This window comes from Ilumatobacter sp. (assembly GCF_046290335.1).
GTDB lineage: Bacteria > Actinomycetota > Acidimicrobiia > Acidimicrobiales > Ilumatobacteraceae > Ilumatobacter_A.
Map to the genome: position 1 here is coordinate 1748437 of NZ_JBKAGH010000001.1, position 19481 is coordinate 1767917.

The 19481-nt window shown below is 66.8% G+C and carries 22 protein-coding genes and 1 tRNA gene; 14 read left to right on the forward strand and 9 right to left on the reverse strand.

Annotation, left to right across the window (positions count from 1 at the left end; genetic code table 11):
• The first annotated feature begins 45 nt into the window (after positions 1 to 45).
• The 4 genes from ACE37B_RS07805 (at position 46) to ACE37B_RS07820 (ending at position 5852) form a co-directional block, all read left to right on the forward strand.
• Entirely contained in the window at positions 46 to 2592 is a 2547-nt protein-coding gene (locus tag ACE37B_RS07805; RefSeq protein WP_409922711.1) for a M1 family metallopeptidase, read from the forward strand.
• The gene (locus tag ACE37B_RS07810) at positions 2582 to 4042 is read left to right on the forward strand and encodes an FAD-dependent oxidoreductase (protein ID WP_409922712.1); all 1461 of its coding nucleotides are present in this window, start codon (positions 2582 to 2584) and stop codon (positions 4040 to 4042) included. The genes ACE37B_RS07805 and ACE37B_RS07810 overlap by 11 nt, the downstream gene beginning before the upstream one ends.
• A gap of 80 nt (positions 4043 to 4122) precedes the next feature.
• Positions 4123 to 4956, forward strand: a complete 834-nt coding sequence (locus ACE37B_RS07815) for a DUF4397 domain-containing protein (RefSeq protein ID WP_409922713.1) — start codon at positions 4123 to 4125, stop codon at positions 4954 to 4956.
• Positions 4957 to 5000: 44 nt separating this feature from the next.
• The gene (locus ACE37B_RS07820) at positions 5001 to 5852 is read left to right on the forward strand and encodes a class F sortase (RefSeq protein WP_409922714.1); all 852 of its coding nucleotides are present in this window, start codon (positions 5001 to 5003) and stop codon (positions 5850 to 5852) included.
• 48 nt (positions 5853 to 5900) lie between these two features.
• On the opposite strand, the gene gtfA is transcribed toward ACE37B_RS07820, so the two are convergent.
• Positions 5901 to 7331 carry a sucrose phosphorylase gene (gene gtfA, locus ACE37B_RS07825; protein WP_409922715.1) on the reverse strand — a complete coding sequence of 477 codons (1431 nt, stop codon included), beginning with the start codon at positions 7329 to 7331 and terminating at the stop codon, positions 5901 to 5903.
• A 176-nt stretch (positions 7332 to 7507) separates the two neighbouring features.
• Here gtfA and ACE37B_RS07830 point away from each other — a divergent pair, with 176 nt between their 5' ends.
• The 3 genes from ACE37B_RS07830 to ACE37B_RS07840 are packed head-to-tail and all read left to right on the forward strand — an operon-like array spanning position 7508 to position 9469.
• Entirely contained in the window at positions 7508 to 8176 is a 669-nt protein-coding gene (locus tag ACE37B_RS07830; RefSeq protein WP_409922716.1) for a TetR/AcrR family transcriptional regulator, read from the forward strand.
• Complete coding sequence (locus ACE37B_RS07835) at positions 8169 to 9005, forward strand: DUF4386 domain-containing protein (protein ID WP_409922717.1); 837 nt, start codon at positions 8169 to 8171, stop codon at positions 9003 to 9005. The genes ACE37B_RS07830 and ACE37B_RS07835 overlap by 8 nt, the downstream gene beginning before the upstream one ends.
• Positions 9002 to 9469 (forward strand): SRPBCC family protein, encoded by a 468-nt coding sequence (locus tag ACE37B_RS07840; protein ID WP_409922718.1) that lies wholly within the window; start codon positions 9002 to 9004, stop codon positions 9467 to 9469. Before ACE37B_RS07835 ends, ACE37B_RS07840 begins: the two co-directional genes overlap by 4 nt.
• A gap of 199 nt (positions 9470 to 9668) precedes the next feature.
• Here ACE37B_RS07840 and ACE37B_RS07845 read toward each other — a convergent pair.
• The 3 genes from ACE37B_RS07845 to moaC all read right to left on the reverse strand — a co-directional run bounded on the left by ACE37B_RS07845 (position 9669) and on the right by moaC (position 11256).
• Positions 9669 to 9741 (reverse strand) — tRNA-Ala (locus tag ACE37B_RS07845).
• A 126-nt stretch (positions 9742 to 9867) separates the two neighbouring features.
• Positions 9868 to 10548 carry a hypothetical protein gene (locus tag ACE37B_RS07850; RefSeq protein ID WP_409922719.1) on the reverse strand — a complete coding sequence of 227 codons (681 nt, stop codon included), beginning with the start codon at positions 10546 to 10548 and terminating at the stop codon, positions 9868 to 9870.
• A 225-nt stretch (positions 10549 to 10773) separates the two neighbouring features.
• Positions 10774 to 11256, reverse strand: a complete 483-nt coding sequence (gene moaC, locus ACE37B_RS07855; RefSeq protein WP_409922720.1) for a cyclic pyranopterin monophosphate synthase MoaC — start codon at positions 11254 to 11256, stop codon at positions 10774 to 10776.
• 136 nt (positions 11257 to 11392) lie between these two features.
• Here moaC and ACE37B_RS07860 point away from each other — a divergent pair, with 136 nt between their 5' ends.
• Positions 11393 to 12193, forward strand: a complete 801-nt coding sequence (locus tag ACE37B_RS07860) for a maleylpyruvate isomerase family mycothiol-dependent enzyme (RefSeq protein WP_409922721.1) — start codon at positions 11393 to 11395, stop codon at positions 12191 to 12193.
• Between the two features lie 45 nt (positions 12194 to 12238).
• Here ACE37B_RS07860 and moaA read toward each other — a convergent pair whose 3' ends face one another.
• Positions 12239 to 13255, reverse strand: coding sequence for a GTP 3',8-cyclase MoaA (moaA, locus tag ACE37B_RS07865; RefSeq protein ID WP_409922722.1), 1017 nt, complete (start codon positions 13253 to 13255; stop codon positions 12239 to 12241).
• Between the two features lie 101 nt (positions 13256 to 13356).
• Between moaA and ACE37B_RS07870 the strand changes: the two genes are divergently transcribed.
• The 3 genes from ACE37B_RS07870 to ACE37B_RS07880 all read left to right on the forward strand — a co-directional run bounded on the left by ACE37B_RS07870 (position 13357) and on the right by ACE37B_RS07880 (position 15093).
• Positions 13357 to 14166 carry a VOC family protein gene (locus ACE37B_RS07870; RefSeq protein ID WP_409922723.1) on the forward strand — a complete coding sequence of 270 codons (810 nt, stop codon included), beginning with the start codon at positions 13357 to 13359 and terminating at the stop codon, positions 14164 to 14166.
• A gap of 310 nt (positions 14167 to 14476) precedes the next feature.
• Positions 14477 to 14701: a hypothetical protein gene (locus tag ACE37B_RS07875; RefSeq protein WP_409922724.1), complete on the forward strand. Its 225-nt coding sequence runs from the start codon at positions 14477 to 14479 to the stop codon at positions 14699 to 14701.
• Positions 14698 to 15093, forward strand: coding sequence for a twitching motility protein PilT (locus tag ACE37B_RS07880; RefSeq protein ID WP_409922725.1), 396 nt, complete (start codon positions 14698 to 14700; stop codon positions 15091 to 15093). The genes ACE37B_RS07875 and ACE37B_RS07880 overlap by 4 nt, the downstream gene beginning before the upstream one ends.
• A 324-nt stretch (positions 15094 to 15417) precedes the next feature.
• Here the strand turns inward: ACE37B_RS07880 and ACE37B_RS07885 are convergent, their stop codons facing one another.
• From ACE37B_RS07885 to ACE37B_RS07900, 4 genes are all read right to left on the reverse strand, one after another.
• On the reverse strand, positions 15418 to 15594 hold the full coding sequence (locus ACE37B_RS07885; RefSeq protein WP_409922726.1) for a hypothetical protein: 177 nt from the start codon (positions 15592 to 15594) through the stop codon (positions 15418 to 15420).
• 81 nt (positions 15595 to 15675) lie between these two features.
• A complete protein-coding gene (locus tag ACE37B_RS07890; RefSeq protein WP_409922727.1) occupies positions 15676 to 16074 on the reverse strand; it encodes a type II toxin-antitoxin system VapC family toxin in 399 nt (132 codons plus the stop codon).
• The gene (locus ACE37B_RS07895; RefSeq protein ID WP_409922728.1) at positions 16071 to 16304 is read right to left on the reverse strand and encodes a type II toxin-antitoxin system Phd/YefM family antitoxin; all 234 of its coding nucleotides are present in this window, start codon (positions 16302 to 16304) and stop codon (positions 16071 to 16073) included. The genes ACE37B_RS07890 and ACE37B_RS07895 overlap by 4 nt, the downstream gene beginning before the upstream one ends.
• Positions 16305 to 16578: 274 nt before the next feature.
• Complete coding sequence (locus ACE37B_RS07900; RefSeq protein ID WP_409922729.1) at positions 16579 to 17172, reverse strand: TetR/AcrR family transcriptional regulator; 594 nt, start codon at positions 17170 to 17172, stop codon at positions 16579 to 16581.
• 83 nt (positions 17173 to 17255) lie between these two features.
• Between ACE37B_RS07900 and ACE37B_RS07905 the strand changes: the two genes are divergently transcribed.
• Genes ACE37B_RS07905 through ACE37B_RS07915 form a run of 3 tightly spaced genes read left to right on the forward strand, consistent with a single transcriptional unit; the run spans position 17256 to position 19437 of the window.
• Positions 17256 to 18194, forward strand: a complete 939-nt coding sequence (locus ACE37B_RS07905) for an NAD(P)/FAD-dependent oxidoreductase (protein WP_409922730.1) — start codon at positions 17256 to 17258, stop codon at positions 18192 to 18194.
• Positions 18194 to 18844 (forward strand): hypothetical protein, encoded by a 651-nt coding sequence (locus ACE37B_RS07910; RefSeq protein ID WP_409922731.1) that lies wholly within the window; start codon positions 18194 to 18196, stop codon positions 18842 to 18844. The genes ACE37B_RS07905 and ACE37B_RS07910 overlap by 1 nt, the downstream gene beginning before the upstream one ends.
• Complete coding sequence (locus ACE37B_RS07915) at positions 18841 to 19437, forward strand: class I SAM-dependent methyltransferase (protein ID WP_409922732.1); 597 nt, start codon at positions 18841 to 18843, stop codon at positions 19435 to 19437. Before ACE37B_RS07910 ends, ACE37B_RS07915 begins: the two co-directional genes overlap by 4 nt.
• Positions 19438 to 19481 lie beyond the last annotated feature (44 nt).

Here is a 19481-nt window from a genome sequence, read left to right on the forward strand (position 1 = left end):
CCGCAACGCTACCCGTCCGCGGTCGGCGCCGGTACTCTCAGCGAGATGGCCAGTACCGATCCCTACCGCCTCCCGACGGAGGTGACGCCGAATCGCTACGACGTGCGATTGCGGCCGTCACTCGACGATGCGACCTTCGACGGCAACGTCTCGATCCTCCTCGATGTCGACGTCCCGGTCGACACGCTGATGCTCAACGCGGCTGAGCTGACGATCGAATCGTGCCTCGTCGACGGCCAGCCCGCCACGTGGCAGCTCGACGACGAGAACGAACGCCTGGTCGTCGAGTGCCCGACGACGATCACCGGGCCGAGCGCGCAGCTCGAGATCTCGTTCGAAGGCATCCTCAATGACAAGCTGCGCGGCTTCTACCGGAGCACCTACGTCGACGACGACGGCATCACCCAGGTCATCGCGGCGAGCCAGATGCAGTCGACCGACTGCCGCCGAGCGTTTCCCTGCTGGGACGAACCCGAGTTCAAGGCGGTGTTCGGCATCACCCTCGACGTCGCCGACGGGTTGACCGCGATCTCCAACGGTCCCGAGATCGACCGGGTCACCGCCGACGGACGCACCGTCATCCGCTTCGCCGACACGATGAAGATGAGCTGCTACCTGGTCGCGCTCGTCGTCGGCCGCTTGGAGGCGACCGAGCCGATCGATGTCGATGGCACCCCGCTGCGCGTCGTCCATGTGCCGGGCAAGCAGCACCTGACCGCCTTCGGGCTCGACGTCGGCGCCTACTGTCTTCGCTGGTTCGAGGACTACTACGGCATCTCGTACCCGAGCGACAAGATCGACCTCGTCGCGCTCCCCGACTTCGCCGCGGGGGCGATGGAGAACCTCGGGTGCATCACGTTCCGAGAGAGCCTGCTCCTGCTCGACCCGGCGACGAGCACCCAGGCCGATCAGCAGAACGTCGCCGACGTCATCGCCCACGAACTCGCTCACATGTGGTTCGGCGACCTCGTCACGATGCGCTGGTGGAACGGCATCTGGTTGAACGAGGCGTTCGCGACGTTCATGGAGGTCGCGGCGTGCGACGCCTATCGGCCGAGTTGGGAGAGGTGGACGAACTTCGGACTCGAACGCACCTTTGCCTTCGAGGTCGACTCGTTGGCGAGTACCCGTCCCGTCGAGTATGAAGTTCGGTCTCCCGCCGATTGCGAAGGCATGTTCGACGTGCTCACGTACCAGAAGGGCGGCGCGTTGCTGCGCATGCTCGAGCAGTACCTCACCCCTGAGGTGTTTCGTGCGGGCGTCGGCCGGTACCTGCGCACGCACGCCTACGGCAACACCGAGACCAACGACTTGTGGGACGCGATCGAAGACACGTCCGGCGAGCCGGTCCGTCGGATCATGGATTCCTGGATCTGGCAGCCGGGCTATCCGCAACTGTCGGCGACCCTCACGAAGGGCGGCGACGGCTCGACGCGCTTGTCGCTCACCCAGTCGCGGTTCTCGTTCCCCGATCCGGCGCGAGCCGATCAGGGTTCGGACGCGACGGTGTGGGTGGTGCCGGTCCACGTTCGCAACGGCGGCGTCACGCAGACGCTGCTCCTCGACTCGGCCGGCCCACTCCACGTCGCGCTCGACGATCCCGAGGGTCCCGTCGTCGTGAACGCCGGCGGACACGGCTTTTCCCGGGTGGCCTACGACACCACGCTGCGCGACCGTCTCGGCGACGCGCTCGCCGACCTCGACACGCTCGAGCGATACAACCTGGTCGACGATGCCTGGGCGGCGGCGGTGTCGGGCCAACTCAGCGCGGTCGAGATGCTGGAGTTCATCAAGACCTTCGAGGGCGAACGCGACCTCGCGGTGTGGCAAGCGATCACCACGGCACTGCGAGGCCTGTCACGCCTCGTCGACGGCGACGCGCTCGCAGCGTTCCGAGAGCAGGTGCGCACGCTCATCCGACCCGCTGTCGACGACCTCGGAGAGCCGACATCCGGCGAGTCTCCGTTGGTGAGCCAGCTGCGCGGTCTGCTCGTGTCGACGATGGGTGTCTTGGGGAACGACCCGGACACGATCGATCGATGCCGCGTCGTGCTCGCCACCGCCGCTCACGCAGACCAGCCGACCGATCCCGAGTTGCTCGCCGCTGCGACCTCGGTGGTTGCGGCGACAGGCGGCGTCGAGGACTACGAGCGGATGCTCGACGTGTTCCGCCACGGTGACACGCCACAGGAACAACTCCGGAATCTCTACGCACTCACGAGTTTCGACGACGCCGAACTCATCCGCCGCACCTGCGAGTTCGCGATGGGCGACGCCGTACGCACGCAGAACGCACCGTTCGTGCTGCGCCTGGCGATCGCGAACCGCCATCACGGTGGACTGGCCTGGGAGTACGTCCGCGACCACTGGGAGACGGCGGTCGAGCGTTTCCCGTCCAACACCGTGGTGCGGATGATCGACTCGGTCAAGCTGCTCACACAGCCCGAGCAGGTCGACGACGTACAGCAGTTCTTCACCGCCCACCCGATCAAGCAGGCGTTGAAGACACAGGAGCAGGTGCTCGAACGTCAGCGGGTCAACGCGGCGTTCCACGTTCGCAACGCTGCGGACTTCGCTGCCCATGTCGGTTGAGCCGCGAATCGACCGACGCACGCTGTTGCTGGCCGGGGCGGGGGTGATGGCCACCGTCGCGGCTGGCTGCGCGTCCGACGAGTCGGAGTCCGGCGACACCGCGACGAGTCCGACCGGCGACACCGCGACGAGTCCGATCAGCGACACCGCGGCCAGCCCGACCAGTGACGCAGTTCGATCGGTCGGCGATCCGACCGGTGTGCTCATCACGCGGTGGGCTGCCGACCCGTTCGCCTTCGGCAGCTACAGCTACCTGGCACTCGGCTCGGGGCCCGACGACCGCGACGCGCTGCGCGCCGACGTCGGCAGCCGACTCTTCTTCGCCGGCGAGGCCACCTCTCGCGAGTACGCGGCGACCGTGCACGGGGCGTTGCTCGAAGGCCGAGCCGCCGCCGAGCGCATCGCCGCGGTCGCCGAGGAGGGCGAGCGAGTCGTCGTGATCGGCGCGGGCGCCGCCGGACTCGCGGCCGCACGAGATCTCGCCGACTCGGGTTTCGAGGTCACGATCGTCGAAGGGCGCGACCGCATCGGCGGGCGAGTGCATACCGACACCTCGCTGGGCGTCGCAGTCGACGTCGGCGCATCGTGGATCCACGGGGTCGACGGCAATCCACTCACCGAACTGGCCGACGCCATCGGTGCCGCCCGACGCACGACCGACCCCGACGACATCGTCGTGTACGACTCGACGGGCGCGACGGTGCCCGATGACGACCTCGGAACCGTCGAGGCGGCGATCCTCGGCGAGATCGAAGCAGCGTCCGAACGCGACCTCGCCGACGACACCGAGACCGCACTCGCCGAACTCGCCGAGTCGGTCGCTGCGAGCGTGGGCCCTGAGTTGACGCCGCTGGCCCGGTATCTCGCGATCGCCAACGTCGAGCACGAGTTCGGCGCCCCGCTCGACGACATGGCGGCTGGCGCTCTCTGGCACGACGAGGGGTTCGACGGCGGCGATGTCATGTTCCCCGACGGGTACGTGCGCGTGCTCGAACCGCTCGGCGTCGGCATCGACATCCAGACGAGCACGACCGTCACGTACGTGTACCACGGCGACGATGGCCCCGAACTCGAGTTCGCCGACGACGCGACCATGGCCGCCGACCGCATCCTGGTGACGGTGCCACTCGGTGTGCTCCAGGCCGAGGTGATCGAGTTCGAGCCGCCGCTGCCCGCAACGAAGATCGACGCGATCGATCGCCTCGGGATGGGCCTACTCGACAAGGTGGTGCTGACCTTCGACGAACGGTTCTGGGACGACGTCGAGGTCATCGGGTTCGTCGGCCTCTCGGCCGGGCTGTTCGTCGAGTGGTATGACCTGACCGAACTCCTCGGCAGACCGGCGCTGTTGGGGTTCAACGCCGCCGACGTCGCTCGAGAGTTGGAACAGCGCGGGGACGACGAGATCGTCGCCGCCGCACTCGACGCGTTGCGAACGATGTTCGAGTAATTCTCATCCGCGCCGCCAGAGGGCTCCGTAGACCTGTCAGACCGAGGATGAGCCTCCGGTCACAGCCGAAAGGAAACCTCATGAAGAAACTGATCGCAGGCGTGGCCGCCGTTGCCGCCGCCCTCCTCGTTGCTCCCGCCGGAACGCAAGCACAAGAGGACGCTGAGGTGATGCTGCTGCACGGCATCCCCGGCGTGACCGTCGATGTCGCCGTCGACGGCGAGGTGCTGTTGCCCGGCTTCGAGCCCGGCGCCATGCAGGATCTCAGCGCCTTCGCCGGGCAGACCCTGGCCAACCTCGAGGTTCGCCTCGCCGGCACCGAGGACGTCGCCATCGGGCCCGTCGAGGAGTTCGCCGTGCCCGCCAGCGGAAGTTGGACCGTGGTCGCGCACCTCGACGCCGACGGCACCCCGACGATCACCCCGTTCGAGAACGACACCTCGACGACCGCTGACGGCGAGGGCCGTCTCACCGTGCGACACACCGCTGCGGCACCGGCCGTCGACCTGGTCGTCGGCGACGCACGCCCGATCGAGGGAGCCACCAACGGCGCCAGCGCCGACCTGGCACTGCCCGCCGGTGAGATCGCCGGAGCGCAGCTCGCACCGGCTGGCGGCGATCCGATCGTCGACGTCCCGACCGTCGAACTCGGCGCCGGCGAGAACCTGATCGTCTACGCGGTCGGCTCGCTCGAGGACGAGACGTTCACGTTCTACGTGCAGGAGCGCACGGTCGGGAGCGAGGCCCCGGCCGGTGGCGACGCCGGCGACGGCACGCCGGCACCCACCGAGGTCAACACCGGTGACGAGATCGCCGCATCATCGAACGCCGGGGTGCTGGCCGCGATCGCGGTCGGTCTGTTCGCAGCAGCCGCCGGTGTCGTGGCGCTGGGCCGTCGTTCGACGCTCTCCTGACGTGAACCTGTCGACCACCCTCTGAGATCCCGCTGGCGGCCACGATGATCAACTCCCCCACACCAACGCCCTCGACGCGCCGGTTCGGAGCTGCCATCGTGGTCGCTGGCGGTCTCGCGTTGGCTGCCATCGGCGTCGGCTCGGTCGCCCTCGTCCAGTCGACGTCAACGAGCACCGCCGACCGGATCGTGCTCGATGCTCCGGACGTCGTTGCATCCGAGGTACCCACAACGATCACCCCGACCGCACCCACAACAAGCCCCGGTCGTGCCGAGGCCCCGGCGCCCGACACCCAGCGTGTCGACGAAGCCCGCGAACGCACCACGGCCGATGCGAACGACACGAACGACACGACCCCCGGCCCGAACGACACGTTGTCGAACGAGACCGCGTCGCCGCTCGCCGAGTTGCTCGGACCGACCTACTCGGTGGTACCCGAGCCGCTCACCCCTCGCCCGCAGCCCGTCGGACTCGCCATCGATGCGATCGACGTCGACGAGTACCCGATCCGGGCAGTCGGCCTCGAACCCGACGGACAGCTCGAGGTGCCCGACGAGACCGAGATCGGGTGGTACCGCTACGGAGCGACCGCCGGGCGACCGGGAGCCACCGTGCTCGCCGCGCACGTGTCGTGGAACGGCACGACCGGTCCGTTCTTCGAGCTCGGCTCGCTGGAGCCGGGCAACCAGGTCTCCGTCGCACTCGACGACGGCACGATCCGCCAGTACGTCGTGACCGAGCGCACGATGTACGACAAGAACGAACTTCCCCGCGAGCGCATCTGGCGGAACACCGGCGACGAGACACTCGTCCTCATCACGTGCGGCGGCGACTTCAATCCCGAGATCCGCCGCTACCGCCAGAACATCGTCGTCTACGCCGTGCCTGTCGCCTGACCGCTGAGGCGGCACCGACCAGCCCGCTTCTCGGCATCCGGGAGCGCCTCAGTGGACGATGATCTCGCCGGTCCGCAGGTCGATCGTGCGGTCGGCGATCGCCGAGCCGTTCGTCCACCGCAGCCGCAACGTGCCGTCGTCGCTGTCGACGAGTTCGAAGTCGCCGTCGAAGGCCGGATCGCTGGCCCGCCAGCGAAGCATCTCGAGCAGCGATGCGACCACCGGCCGATCGAGATCCGCCTCGATCTCGTCGAGCGTGTAGTGATGCCGGTTCACATCTCGACCGACGCCTGATGCTTCGAGCAGTTCCATGTCGTTCGAGCCGGCCAGCAGGCCGACGTAGTACACCTGAGCTACACCGGGCAGCATCAGCTGCAGCAGCCGAGCAGCGAGGTAGCGCTGATCGTCTTGACCGAGCGCGTCGTAGAACGTGCAGTTGACCTGGTAGAGGTCGAGGTTCGACGCTGCGGCGCCGGTGGCCATCCGGCTGGTGCCACCGGACCGTTCGTGGATACCTTCGACGAGCTCATGGATCCGCTCCGGCGACAGCAACCCGAGGCGCGTCGGGTTGCGCTGGTCGACCCCGACGTCGATGATCCCGATACCGTCGTGGGTGTCGAGCACGTTGATCGAGTTGTTCGGCCGCATCCCGATCCACGCGCGCAGCGGTTCGGCGTCGCCGGTGGTCAAGGCGTCGATGGCGAGCGGAGGAAGCGCGAAGTCATACACCCAGTCGACCCGCTCGGCCACGTCGATCTGGTCGCGGTGGTACCCGTGGATCTCGACGAGCACCTCCATCCCCCGTGACCGAGCCGCATCGGTGAGCTGGTCGATGAACGCGAACGTCTCGGGGATCATGAAGCACGAGGTTCCGGCACGCTTGATCGCGTACCCGATCGCGTCGAGACGGACCAGTCCGACGCGACCCTCGACGAAACGGTCGAGGATCTGCACGAGATACGACCAGCCGGCGTCGGTCTCGACGTCGATGTCGATCTGCTCGTGCGTGAACGTCGACCACACCGTGCGAGACGAACCGTCGGCGAACTCGATGTCATGGAACGGCGGCGTCGGGCGCGGGCGGTAGATCAGCGCACGTTCCTCGTCGGTCGGCATCCGACCACCGAACACGTCGAGTGGCGACAGGAACATCTCGGCGTAGGCGGACTCGCTGCCCCGCTGGCGCCAGTCGACGAACTGCGCCGACTCGCTCGAGACGTGATTGACGATCAGGTCGGCCATCACCAACAGGTCGTCGCCGAGTGCAGCGACGTCGGCCCAGCTTCCCAGCCGCGGATCGACACACGTGTGATCGATCGGGTCGAAGCCGGCGTCGCTGCCGTCGATCGGGACGTAGAACGGCAGCACGTGCACGCCGGCGAATGCTCCGCAGAACGGTCCGCCAAGCAGTCGACGCACTCCGACAAGGTCACCGGCGAGGCGGTCGGCGTACGCGATGAGGTGAGGCTGGGTGCGCATAGCGAAGTGCGAAACGATAGCGACCTCGCAGGCCCCATGTCGCACGTCACACTCACGGAACAGGGCTTCCGGCCGGGAGACGTCTCGATCTGGCGCTCGGGCTGGCACCTTCGGAGCTCAGGTCGTCACGGGCCGGAGCTTGACATGTCACCATACAGTGACTAAGAAGTCACTGTATGGTGACAACCCGAGTTCGAAACCGGCACGACACCGAGCAGGAGCTCGTCGACGCTGTCGGCAGACTGTTGGCGCGTGACGGGGTGGCCGCGTTCGGGGTCAACGCCGTGGCTCGCGAAGCGGGCGTCGACAAGGTCCTCATCTATCGATACTTCGACGGGCTGGATGGGCTGCTCCGAGCGTTCGCTCAGAGCGCTTCGTTCTGGCCGAGCATCGAGGAGGTACTGGGCCAGGGCGACTCCGACCTGCGCTCCATGCCTCTCGCCGACCGCTGGGCCACCGGTCTGGTGCGTTACGCCCGGGCGCTGCGACGTCGACCGATCACCCGTGAGGTACTCGCCTGGGAACAGATCGAGAAGAACGGGCTCACCGAGATTCTCCGCGTGCGCCGCGAGGAATGGTTCGCCGAACTCCTGGGGCTCCTGCCCGATGACAACGTCGCCACCGACATCGACCCCATCGCCACTGCGCTCGTGATCGCGACGTCGATCCACTACCTCGTCGCCCGGAGCCGCCTCCATGGCGACTTCAGCGGCCTCGACATCGACACCGACGCTGGTTGGGCTGTCGTCGAGGACATCGTCCACGCGCTCGCCCACCGAACCCTCAATGGCGCCGCCGAGCGCTCACGACCGACGGACATCATCTCGAAGGAGCACCATGCCTGACCCCAACTCGAACGGGGCCCATGTCGCGTTCGACACCGACACCAACGGCTCGCGCGGCTCGACCAACTCGTCGCAGACGGCCGCCGGCGCAAGGAGACGTTCCATGTCCGCCAAGACCCGAGGCCTCGTCGTGATGACCCAGAGCCTCCTCCTCGTCGTTCCCCTCCTCATCCTCGGAGCGGCGATCGACTGGCCTGCATCCCTCGACGAACCCGCCTCGGTCGTGCTGCCTCGAATCATCGAGAACGAAGGCGCCGTTCGGTTCGGGTATCTCGTCTACCTCGCGTACAGCGTCATGTTCCTCCCCGTCGCAGTGATCATCACCAGGTGGCTGCACCGGACGGGAGACGCACACCCCGTCGTCCTCATCGCCACCGGCATGGCCGCCGCCTCTGCTGCGCTCCGGGCGATCGGGATCATCCGCTGGCTCGCCGCCATGTTCCCGATGGCAGAACGCTGGGAGACCGCCGACGCCGACACCCGCACCATCTTGGAGTTGCAGTTCGACACCGCGAACGACTACGGCGGTGCGATCGGTGAGCTGCTCGGCGTGAGCTTGTTCGCAGCCGCCTGGCTGGCGGTCACCGTGCTCGGGCGATCCGGCACGCCGATCAAGACGTGGATCATTGCCTCCGGCACGGCGGCATTCGCGCTCCTCCTCCTTCCGTTGACCGAGCTCGCCGGGTTCGGGTTCGATCTGGCGATCACGCTGTCCGGTGTCGCGATCACCGTCTGGCTGTTCGTGATCGGCATGGCGATCTTCCGGTCGCCCGAACGACTCGATCCCACCCCGCCCGCCGAAGCTCCCTACGAAACGAGCGACCGATGACGATTTCCGTCTCAGCGACCGCCGATGTCCACGCCTCGCCAGAGGAGGTGCTCGGCTTCGTGCTCGACCTCGACGCCTATCGCCAGGCAGACCACAAGATCACCCGGGTCTCCTCGGTCACCGGGCCCGATGCGAACGGCCATGGCTCGGTCCGGGTGTGGGGCAAACTGCCCGGCGTTCCACTCCCGGCCGCACCCGATCGACAGGACTTCACGCTGGAACGCTGGGAGCGACTCACCCTCGTCGGAGCACCCCGGCAGCCCGGGCGCCTGCTCTTCGACTTCGTCGGATCGTTCGAGTGCACGCCGATCGACTCCGACCGGACCACGGTCACCCACGCCTACCAATTCACGTTCCGCCGCCCGTTCAGATGGCTCGAACGACGCATGGAACCGAGCCTCTCCAACGAGATCGAGCAGGAAATCGCGCGACTCGCCGAGATCCTCGACACTCGCTCCCTGTAACGACACACGCGACCTACCGATCGGCGATCAACGTCGGAGCACCTCGGGACCTCAGGCGGCCGAACGACGAGCAGACGCCGAACACAGCGATCCGTCACACCGACGTCGAGGCTGCCGACGCATCTCACCGGCCATTTCTCGGGCCAGAGATCTCTCACGACGACGCGCGAGATCTCGCGAACATCCGACAACCGGGGAGTGGAGCTAAGGGGAATTGAACCCCTGACCTCATCATTGCGAACGATGCGCTCTACCAACTGAGCTATAGCCCCGAGAGGGAGGAAGTGTAGCGGTGGACCGCCGAACTGCGCGAGACAAAATCGACGCCCTGCATCGGCCTCGAGCGACGTCGGCGCGGCCCGCATTCCCGGGCGGCGCAGACCGTTCGGTACGACCGGTCAGTACGAGTCCATCCAGCCGTCGAAGCTGGAGGAGGTGCGCTGGCGCAACTGCGCGAGCAGGTACACGTAACCACACAACGCGAGGAACGACAGTGCGAAGAGATACAGCAGCACGGTCGACGAGGTGGTGGCCGCAAGAAACAGCGTGCAGGCGGTCGTGATCACGAGCATGAACAACACGTTGCTGCGGCGGCGACGAACATCGGCGGCTCCGGCTGACCGAGGTGCGGGGCGGCCGGAAGGCCCTGCACCGCGAGCCGCAGCACCGTTGCGAGACCCGCTCGGCCGGGCGTGACCGCCGGTCGGGTCACCGTGGGTGCGGTACCGCTGGGCGCCCCCGGTCGGATCGGCGGACCGTGTCGGCGGGGTCGGCGCCGTGGCCACCGATCGTGCGGCCAACTCCGAACTCGACGGCTGGCGGGTGATCCCTGATCGCATCACCGGTTGATTCGGACGGCCGCCGGCCACCGGGCGGTGCAGCGGCGAGGGAGCGAGCGGCCGACCCATGGCCCGAGCGGCGCCCCGAGGAGGAGTCGAGGTGTTCTGGAGCTTCGTGAGCTGCCGACGGAAGTCGGTGACCGAGGAGTTCGGCCGGTTCTCCACCCGTGAGCGAAGCATGGGCGGGAGCAGCACGGCAAGCCATGCTGCGGCGACGACGAGAAAGATGAGTTGAGCCATGATCAGTTCAGAGTGAGTTCAGCGTGTGTGGAGAGCGAGCGTGTCGAGTCGGTTCCGAGCGGGGAGGAGCGGGTAGGAGATCAGGAGGATCCGATCCCTACGGCAATGTGACGATTCTACGACGTTTATGACGACTCATGCAACGACTGGTGTGATGACGGTCACCATCGTCGAGGGTGGACCTGGCATCGGATCGGACGGATCGGCGGCAAGTCAGGCGGTAGGTCAGGTCGCATCGCGACGGTACGGACCGGACTTTCCACCGGTCTTCTCCCACAGCGCGAGCTCGCCGATGGTCATGCCCCGATCCGCTGACTTGCACATGTCGTAGACAGTCAGCGCGGCCACACTGCAGGCGTGCAACGCCTCCATCTCCACACCGGTACGTTCGACGCAGTCGACGTGCGCCTCGATCGAGACGTAGTCGTCGCCGATCTCGAAGTTGACCGAGACCGCACCGATCAACAGCGGATGGCACAGCGGGATCATGTCGGACGTGCGCTTCGCGGCCTGGATCGCCGCGACCCTCGCGACCGACAGCACGTCGCCCTTCTTCACTTCCCGGTTGGCGATCGCTGCCGTGGTCTCCGGTTGCATGAACACCTTGCAACGAGCGACCGCTCGGCGATGTGTCGGCTCTTTCGGCGTGACGTCGACCATGCGGGCACGCCCACGCGGATCGAGGTGGGTGAACTCGAGATCGCTCATTGCGATCGAACGGTAGCGCACGATCACCCAACCCTCCCGCCACGCACACGCCGACGAACCGCGGACGAACCAGGAATGAAGTGGCTCGCTGCGGTGTGGGACGAACCCGGTGTGATCGCGCGGTACGTTCCAGGTGATGGATCTCCCGTACCACCCGCTCGACGTCCTCCAGAACAACGGGATCGCCACGATCGACATGTTGCGTGACGCCGATCTCGACCTGCGAGTCGCCGCCTGCCCCGATTGGACGCTGGGCGACCTCGCCCATCACCTCGGTGCCACCTGGCATTTCTGGGGCCGTCTCCTCGACGAAGGCATCACCGATCGCGCCGATCTCCAACGGCTGGAAGCTCCGAGTCGGCCCACCGGCGACCTGCTCATCGACTGGCTCGGCATCACGCACAACGAACTGTTCTCGGCCCTCACCGCCGCCCCGCTCGACACGGCGGTGTGGACCTGGACCGGCGCGCCTCGAGACGCAGCCTGGGTGCGGCGCCGCATGGCGATCGAGACCTCGATCCACCGATGGGACGTCGCGAACGCCATCGGCGTGTCCTACGCGGTACCGACGGCGATCGCCGCCGACGGGATCGACGAGTTCCTGACGTGGTTCGCAGCGCGCGAGCGCCGCGAAGGCGAGATGAAGGTCGGCGGGACCGTCCATCTCCACTGCACCGACACCGACACCGACACCGACACCGGCACCGGCACCGGCACCGGCGACGTCGCTGGCGGCGAGTGGTTCATCTCGAGCATGAAAGAACCAGCGGCCACGTTCACACGTGAGCATCGCAAGGGCGACGCTGCCGTGCGCGGCAGTGCCCACGACCTGCTGTTGTGGCTGTGGCGGCGCGACGATCGCCTCAGTGACGGTGTCGAGATCATCGGCAAGGACGTCGTCGCCCGCCGGTTCCGCGCCTTCACCGACCTCGACTGACGAACCCGGCAGGGTCGTCACGGTCGACATCGCGGACGGGGCGGGTCAGCCGCCGATCTGCGACATCGACTTGCCGGGTCGGATGAAGTTGACCTGGTTGATCTGGTGACCGGCCCACTTGGTGGCAACAGCCGCCTCGATCCGAGCGGCGATCTCGTCGTCGGTTTCGCCGCCCCGCAACGCGCCGAGCAGATCGAACTCCTTCGTCGCGAACAGGCAGGTCCGGAAGTCGCCTTCGGCGGTCAATCGAACACGGTCGCAATCGCCGCAGAACGGTTTGGTCACCGTCGGGATGACACCGACCGTTCCCCCGCCGTCGAGGTAGCGGAACCGATCTGCCGGCGCGGCGCCGCGCGCCGGCATCTGCTCGATGGGATACACCGCGTTGATCGTCTCGACGATCTCGTCCTGGCCGACGACCTTGTCGTTCATCCAGTGCCCCTCGGCGTCGAGCGGCATGAACTCGATGAAACGAACCTCGACCCCGCGGTCGCGGCCGAACGTCGCCAGATCGACGATCTCGTCGTCGTTGACGCCGCGTTCGACGACCGCGTTGATCTTGACCGGATCGAACCCGGCCGCCTTCGACGCCTCGATGCCGTCGAGCACGCTCTCCAACTCGTCGCGACGCGTCATCTGGAAGAACTTGTCGCGCTGCAACGTGTCGAGGCTGATGTTGATCCGTCGCAGACCCGCCTCGCGGAGACGTTCGGCGAGGAGGCGCATCGTCGCGCCATTGGTCGTCATCGCGAGGTCGACCGGGCCGTGATCGTTGCGCAGGACCGACAGCTTGCGTACCAGGACCGGAAGATGCGCGCGAACGGTCGGCTCGCCCCCGGTGAGGCGGATGCTGCGGACGCCGTACCGTTCCACGAAGATCCGTGCGAGGTGTTCGATCTCCTCGAACGACATCACCTGCTCGCGCGGCAGCCAGTTCATGCCTTCCTCGGGCATGCAGTACGTGCATCGGAAGTTGCAGCGATCGGTGATCGAGATCCGGAGGTCCTCGATCACGCGGCTGAACGGATCGACGAGCGGCACGTGCGACGGAGTGTCTGCCATCCGTCCAGGCTAGTGCCGCGTCGAGGAACGTTTGCCCCGTTGTGGGGTGCCCCGCACCCGGCGCTTGACTCTCACCCGCGTCAGACCTTCAGACTGCTCGTGTGATCAACCACCCTGACCGTCTCCAGATCGGCGCGTTCGCCGAGCTCGTCGGCTTGAGCATCCCGCAGCTGCGCCGATACGACCGGCTGAGCCTGCTCGAACCAGCCGGAGAATCATCGGCCGGATATCGCTACTACACCTCCGGCCAAACCGGCGCCGCTCGGGTCATCGCCCTGCTCCGCTCGATCGACATGCCGATCGCCGACGTATGGCGCATCATCAGCGGCGCCGACGACGCCGAACGCCAACAGATCGTCATCGACCACCGGGCGCGCCTCGAGGCGCGACTCGACGAAGTCCGCCGCCTCCTGGAAGCGGTCGACACGATCAGCAAGGAACCACCGACGAACGCAATGACCGAACTGTCCACCTGGCTGCACGTGATGCCCAGAGTTCCCGTGAGCGACCTCGACCAATCGATCACCTACTACCAGGAAGCGCTCGGCCTCGATCTTGCGTGGCGCACCGACGACGGCCAACTGGCTGCGATCGCAACAGGAGGTATCGAGATTCTCCTGCTCGTGCCCTGGCCCGGCGAGCAGCCACCACCGCCGCAGTCGTTCTACGTCTACGTCGAGGACCCCGACGCTCTGTGCGCCGATGCCGAAGAGGCAGGTGCGATCATCGTCGACACAGTGGCGCTGCGGACGTACGGGATGCGGGACTTCGCCGTCGCCGACCCCGACGGACATCGCTTCACGCTCGGGCGTGGCGACGAGACACTGCGCGACGTGGCCGCCCGCTACGGCCTCGAACCCGACGAGATCGCCGTCGACCCGACATGGCTCCGACGCGGCAAACACGACTGACCTCGAGCCGGCGATTGGTGACGCGTTCGGGGCCATGTCGGCCCGGGATTGGGGGGCACTCGGTAAGGATTGACATGGAGCTGATCGACACACGCTCCTCGCCTTGATGGCACCGGCGTCGATCATCTGCATGATCTGCCCTCATGGCGGTGATCGGGCGCACCCCGATCGAGCCAGCCAGATCGATCACCGACATGAGGGCCGAAGTAGCACGCCTGCGTCTCGTCGTTGATGGTGAATACGTGCGTCGATATGCGGTACGACGAAGTATGACGAAGTATGACGAAGTATGACGAAGTATGATCGCCGTATGGCCGTCGAACGACTCACCGTGTCGCTGGAATCCGAGCTAGCGATCGCCGTCCGCGAGGCTGCAGACGCTGACGGGCAAAACGTCTCCGCTTGGCTCGCCGACGCTGCTCGCCGCCAACTCGCCAACCGCGGACTACGCGACATCGTTGCGGCCTGGGAGCACCAGCACGGCGCCTTCAGCGTTGACGAACTCGCTGCCGCACGCACACTCGTCGACGGATGACCACACTCGTCCTCGACGCTGGTGCGCTGATCGCGCTGGATCGCAACGACCGCTCGGTCTGGGCGATGCTGCGCAACGCAGCCGACGACTCCGCCGAGGTGTCGGTACCCGCAGGCGTGATCGCGCAGGCGTGGCGCGACGGCAGCCGTCAAGCGCTCCTGTCACGGGCACTCGCGCACTGCGACGAGGTTCCGCTCGACGGACCACTCGCACGGGCAACGGGGCTGCTGTGCGGACAGGCCGGCACCGCTGACATTGTCGACGCGTCCGTGGCGGTGGTCGCAGCCGCCCGGGCAAGGGGCAACGCGGTTGCCGTCGTCACGTCCGACCCAGACGATCTCAGACGCCTGCTTCATACGCTTGGCGCATCGGTTCGACTCGTCACCGTCTGACACCGAACGAGAAATCGCACCGGGACTATCTCGTGTCACGTATGGGCCGATATAGGGCGGGATGTCCAACGATCGAGTTCGGATCACCGTGCGGCGTTATCGGGCGCTTGGCGGGCTGGTGAGCCGACGAGCGACCGCTGCATCAGAGTTCAGTCGAACCACCTTCGTGTCCGCAACGACGTACTGAGCCAGTTCGTGAGCGATCCGCTCGGAGCAGCCCGGCCAGCGTTGGCGCAGACGCCAGATCGCGTTCGGGGAGAGCACGGCGATCGATTCTCGGTTCCCGTTCCAGAGCTCGGTTCCCCGGACCGACCGCCCTGCCGATCACAGCACGGCTCGTCGGATGGCGACGTGCCGGGGTGGATCCAGCCACACCACCGCGTCGGCGGCCGGCCAGGCGAGGTCTGCGATCTCGTCGATGTAGTTGCCATCGACGACCCACTTGTCCACGGCGAGTCGTTTGGACCGTCTTTGGCGGAGTTCGAGACGTCCCGCCGGCATCGACCCTGGACCCCACCACCGGTCGTCCAGCTCAACGTGTTGTGCACCGAACCGTTCGGCCAGCGTCGATGCCGCGTGGGGCTACCGATGGTGGAGGACCGTCACACCAGGCAGATCGTCGAACGCTGTGAGATCGCAGGTCACGACGGTGCGCTTCGATGCGCGTGCTGTCGCAGCAGTGATGAGGTCGTGGGCGCCGCGTGGGCGGCCGGCCTGACGTACGGCGACGAGCAGTTCGGCGTGTTCGGCAGCGACCGAACGGTCGTAGGAGAGGATCGGGATGACGTCGCACACGTCGTCGACGAGCCGTTGGCGTTGTGTTCGTCGTCGCCCCGTCGCCAAGCGCGCGCCGACTTGGAGCTCGGCGACGGTGATCGCGGCGATCGCGACGTCGTCGTCGTCGCCGATTGCCTGGTCGAGCTGAGCGTCGGACCGTTCGGCGTCGATGAGGAATGTGGTGTCGAGCAGCAGCAGGGTCATCGTCGCTCATCGAGTTCGACGAGCGCGCGGACCTCGTCGAACGACGTCGCCCACTCCCGGTCGGGGCCGTTTCGTCGCAGCAGGTCTTTCGTGTCGGATCCGCGGCCACGAGAGACGGGCTCGATCTGTGCGACTGCGCGACCGTGCCGGATGATCGTGTAACGCTCGCCGTCATGCTCGACTGAATCGAGCAGGTCCGCGAACCTTCGAGCGGCGTCTGTTGCTGTCACTTCCGACACAGGATCAGATTATCTGATTCTGTCGCGCAGCAAGAGGATGGGGCGGGGAGTCGGCGCAGAAGGTCGATGGCCGCCAGAGTCCCCGATATGCCGGTGAAAGTGTGACGTCACGGTTGGGCCGCGGTGCAGCGCGGCCAAGTACGAGTGTGTCGTGATCACGCGTGTCAAAGTGTGGGCCCCGGTGAGGTCGTCAACGGGACCCGGCGTTGAGCCAACAGTGACCGGGCGTACACCGGTTGACAGCCGATGCGACCGATCCAGTCGGTCACCGGTCCGCCGGCAACTCAGCCGATGCGCCGACGGTGCGATGGAACAGGGTCCGGAGTGTTTCGATCACCCGTGTTCGATCGGTGGAGTGGTAGCAGGGCCCGCCGTAGGCGTGCAGCAGGAACTCGGTCGTGGTGTCGATGTCGGCGACGTCGAACTCGCCGGCCTCGGTTCCGCCGTCGAGCACCGATCGGAGGAGGAGGCGGGCTTGTTCCATCGGCTCGGGACCGCCCGAGCCGGCGACGTGGAACACGGCGTGGTAGAGGTCGTGGTGGTCGAACTCGAAGTCGATCCAGTGTTCGAGGATGCGGTCGAGTCGATGGGTCCACGTCGACGTGTGCTCGGCGGCGACCACCGACGGCTGGGTGAGCATCCGTTCCCAGATGTCGGCTTGGAGCGCGGCGATCAACTCGGCGCGCGACTGGTAGTGGAGGTAGATCGAGCCCTTGGCGATGCCAGCCTCTGACGCAACTCGGGCGATCGTCACGTTGTCGAGCCCCTCGCTGATGGCGAGCCGTGCGAGCGCGTCGAGGATTTGTCGGCGCCGTACTTCGGCGGGCTGGAAGCGCCCGCTCGGGTCGGCCTCGTTCACGTTTCCGAGGCTAGAGGTTGGCACTCGAATGACCAACGGTCATACTGGACTGACCAACGGTCACTCGAAGACGGGAGAACTCCATGAACAACACTTCGCCCAACCGCACCGGCGGACGCGCTGATGTCGCGATCGTCGGTGGCGGGCCCGCGGGGTTGCAGGCCGCCACGGTGCTCGCCCGCACCCGCAAACGTGTGTTGGTGTTCGACAGCTCCAATCCGCCACGCAACGCGGCCTCGCATGGCATCCACAACTTCGTCGGCGTCGAGGGTCTGACCCCACGGCAGTTCCGGGACCACGTCTGGTCGCAGATCACCGAGTACGACAGCGCTCGGCGGATCGACGGTCATGTCGATGACGTCGCCCGCGACGCGAACGGTCGCTTCGCGGTTCTCGCCGGCGGCGATCGCTACGAGGTGGACCACGTGGTCCTCGCCCTCGGCTACCGCGATGTGTATCCCGACATCGACGGCTTCGAGGCGTGTTGGGGGCGAACGATCATCCCGTGCCCGTTCTGCGACGGCTACGAGAATCGCGACCGGCTGTGGGCCATCGTGGCCCGCACCCAAGACGAACTCGACCACTTCCCGACGATGACCCGCAACTGGACCGACCGCCGGGTCGTGATCGCGTCGCACGACGTCGACGTGACACCGCAGCATCTCGAGGCCCTTCACCGGCTGAACATCGGGTTCCACCGCGGCGACATCGTCGCCATCGACCACCACGACGGCGACGTGCGCAGCGTCACACTCGACGACGGCACCGCCGTCACCGCCGAGACGCTGTTGTGGACCCCCGACGAAGCCCCCTCACCGCTGATCACCCGACTCGCAACGACACTCGGGCTCGCCACCGACGACCACGGCCACGTCATCACCGATGAGTACCAGGGCACGAACGTCGCCGGCGTGTGGGCCTCCGGCGATGTCAAAGGCTGGACCGGTGCGATCGAGTCGGCCAACCAGGGTGGCATGGCCGCCGCGATGATCGTGCACGGCTGGTACGGGGATGCAGCGTGATGGCGAACCGAACCTTCGACGCCGCCCAGTTCTACGCCGACTACGGTGCCCGCCATCCCGAAGACCGATCACGGTTGTTCGAAGCGGTCTCGCAGGCAGTCGACGCCGACCGTGTCCTGTATCCCGGCTGCTACATCGACATCGCGCCGTCCATCCACTTCGACGACGTCACCTACATCGACACCGACCGGCGAGCAGCACGCTTCTTCGCCCAGCAAGACGCCGTCCATCACATCGTCTCCCAGCACCGCAGCACGACCCGAACCTCACGACCGTTCCACGTCGAGTTCCACCATCAGGACTACACAACGAACCTCCCGATCGCCGACGAGTCGATCGACCTGTTGATCTCGCTCTACGCCGGGTTCATCAGCGAGCACTGCACCCGATACGTCGGCATCGGCGGTCACCTCCTCGTCAACTCGAGCCACGGCGACGCGGCGATGGCGAGCCTCGACCCGCGCTGGCGTCTCGCCGCCGTCGTCAACCCGCGCGGCGACCGCTACCACGTGCGCACCGAACGGCTCGACGACTACCTGATCCCCAAACGCGGCACCCCACCCACCCACGCCGAACTGCACCAACTCGGGCGAGGCATCGCCTACACCCGGACCGCAGCCGCGTACCTGTTCGCGAAGGTCGCACGATGAGCGCCGCGAAACGAGCCGGGCTCATCGCCGTCGCGTCCCACCTCTGGAGCTCCCCCGTCCACGCCGATGCGACCAAGCTGTTGGACCCTCAACCCGGCGAATCGGTCATCGACCTCGGTGCAGGGTTCGGCGCCGCAACGCTGCACCTCGCGCGTCGACTGGGCTCACACGGCCGCGTCATCGCCGTCGACCCGTCCCGGCTGATGCGCTCCGCGCTCCGAGCTCGCCGCGCCGTTCACCACAACCGCCAACTGATCGACGTGCGACCCGGAACCGCCGAACGGCTACCCCTACCCGACCACAGCGTCGACGCAGTGATCGCCATGAACCTCATCCACCTCCTCGACGACGTCGGCGCAGCCGCCACCGAAGTAGCCCGCGTGCTGCGCCACGGCGGCCGATTCCTCTTCATCGAAGAAGACCTCGACCACCCCGACCACCGCTTCCACCACACCAAGCCACACGCACCAGACGGCGCGACAGTCGACGACCTCGCCCGAGCACTCGACCGCATCGCGTCGGCGACCACGATCGACCGACGACACATCGGCGGGCAGCCAACCACAGCGGTCACCGGGCACGCCACCGACTGAGAGCCCTCCACCCCAACGAGCCCGTCAGCAACATCGCCGCACCG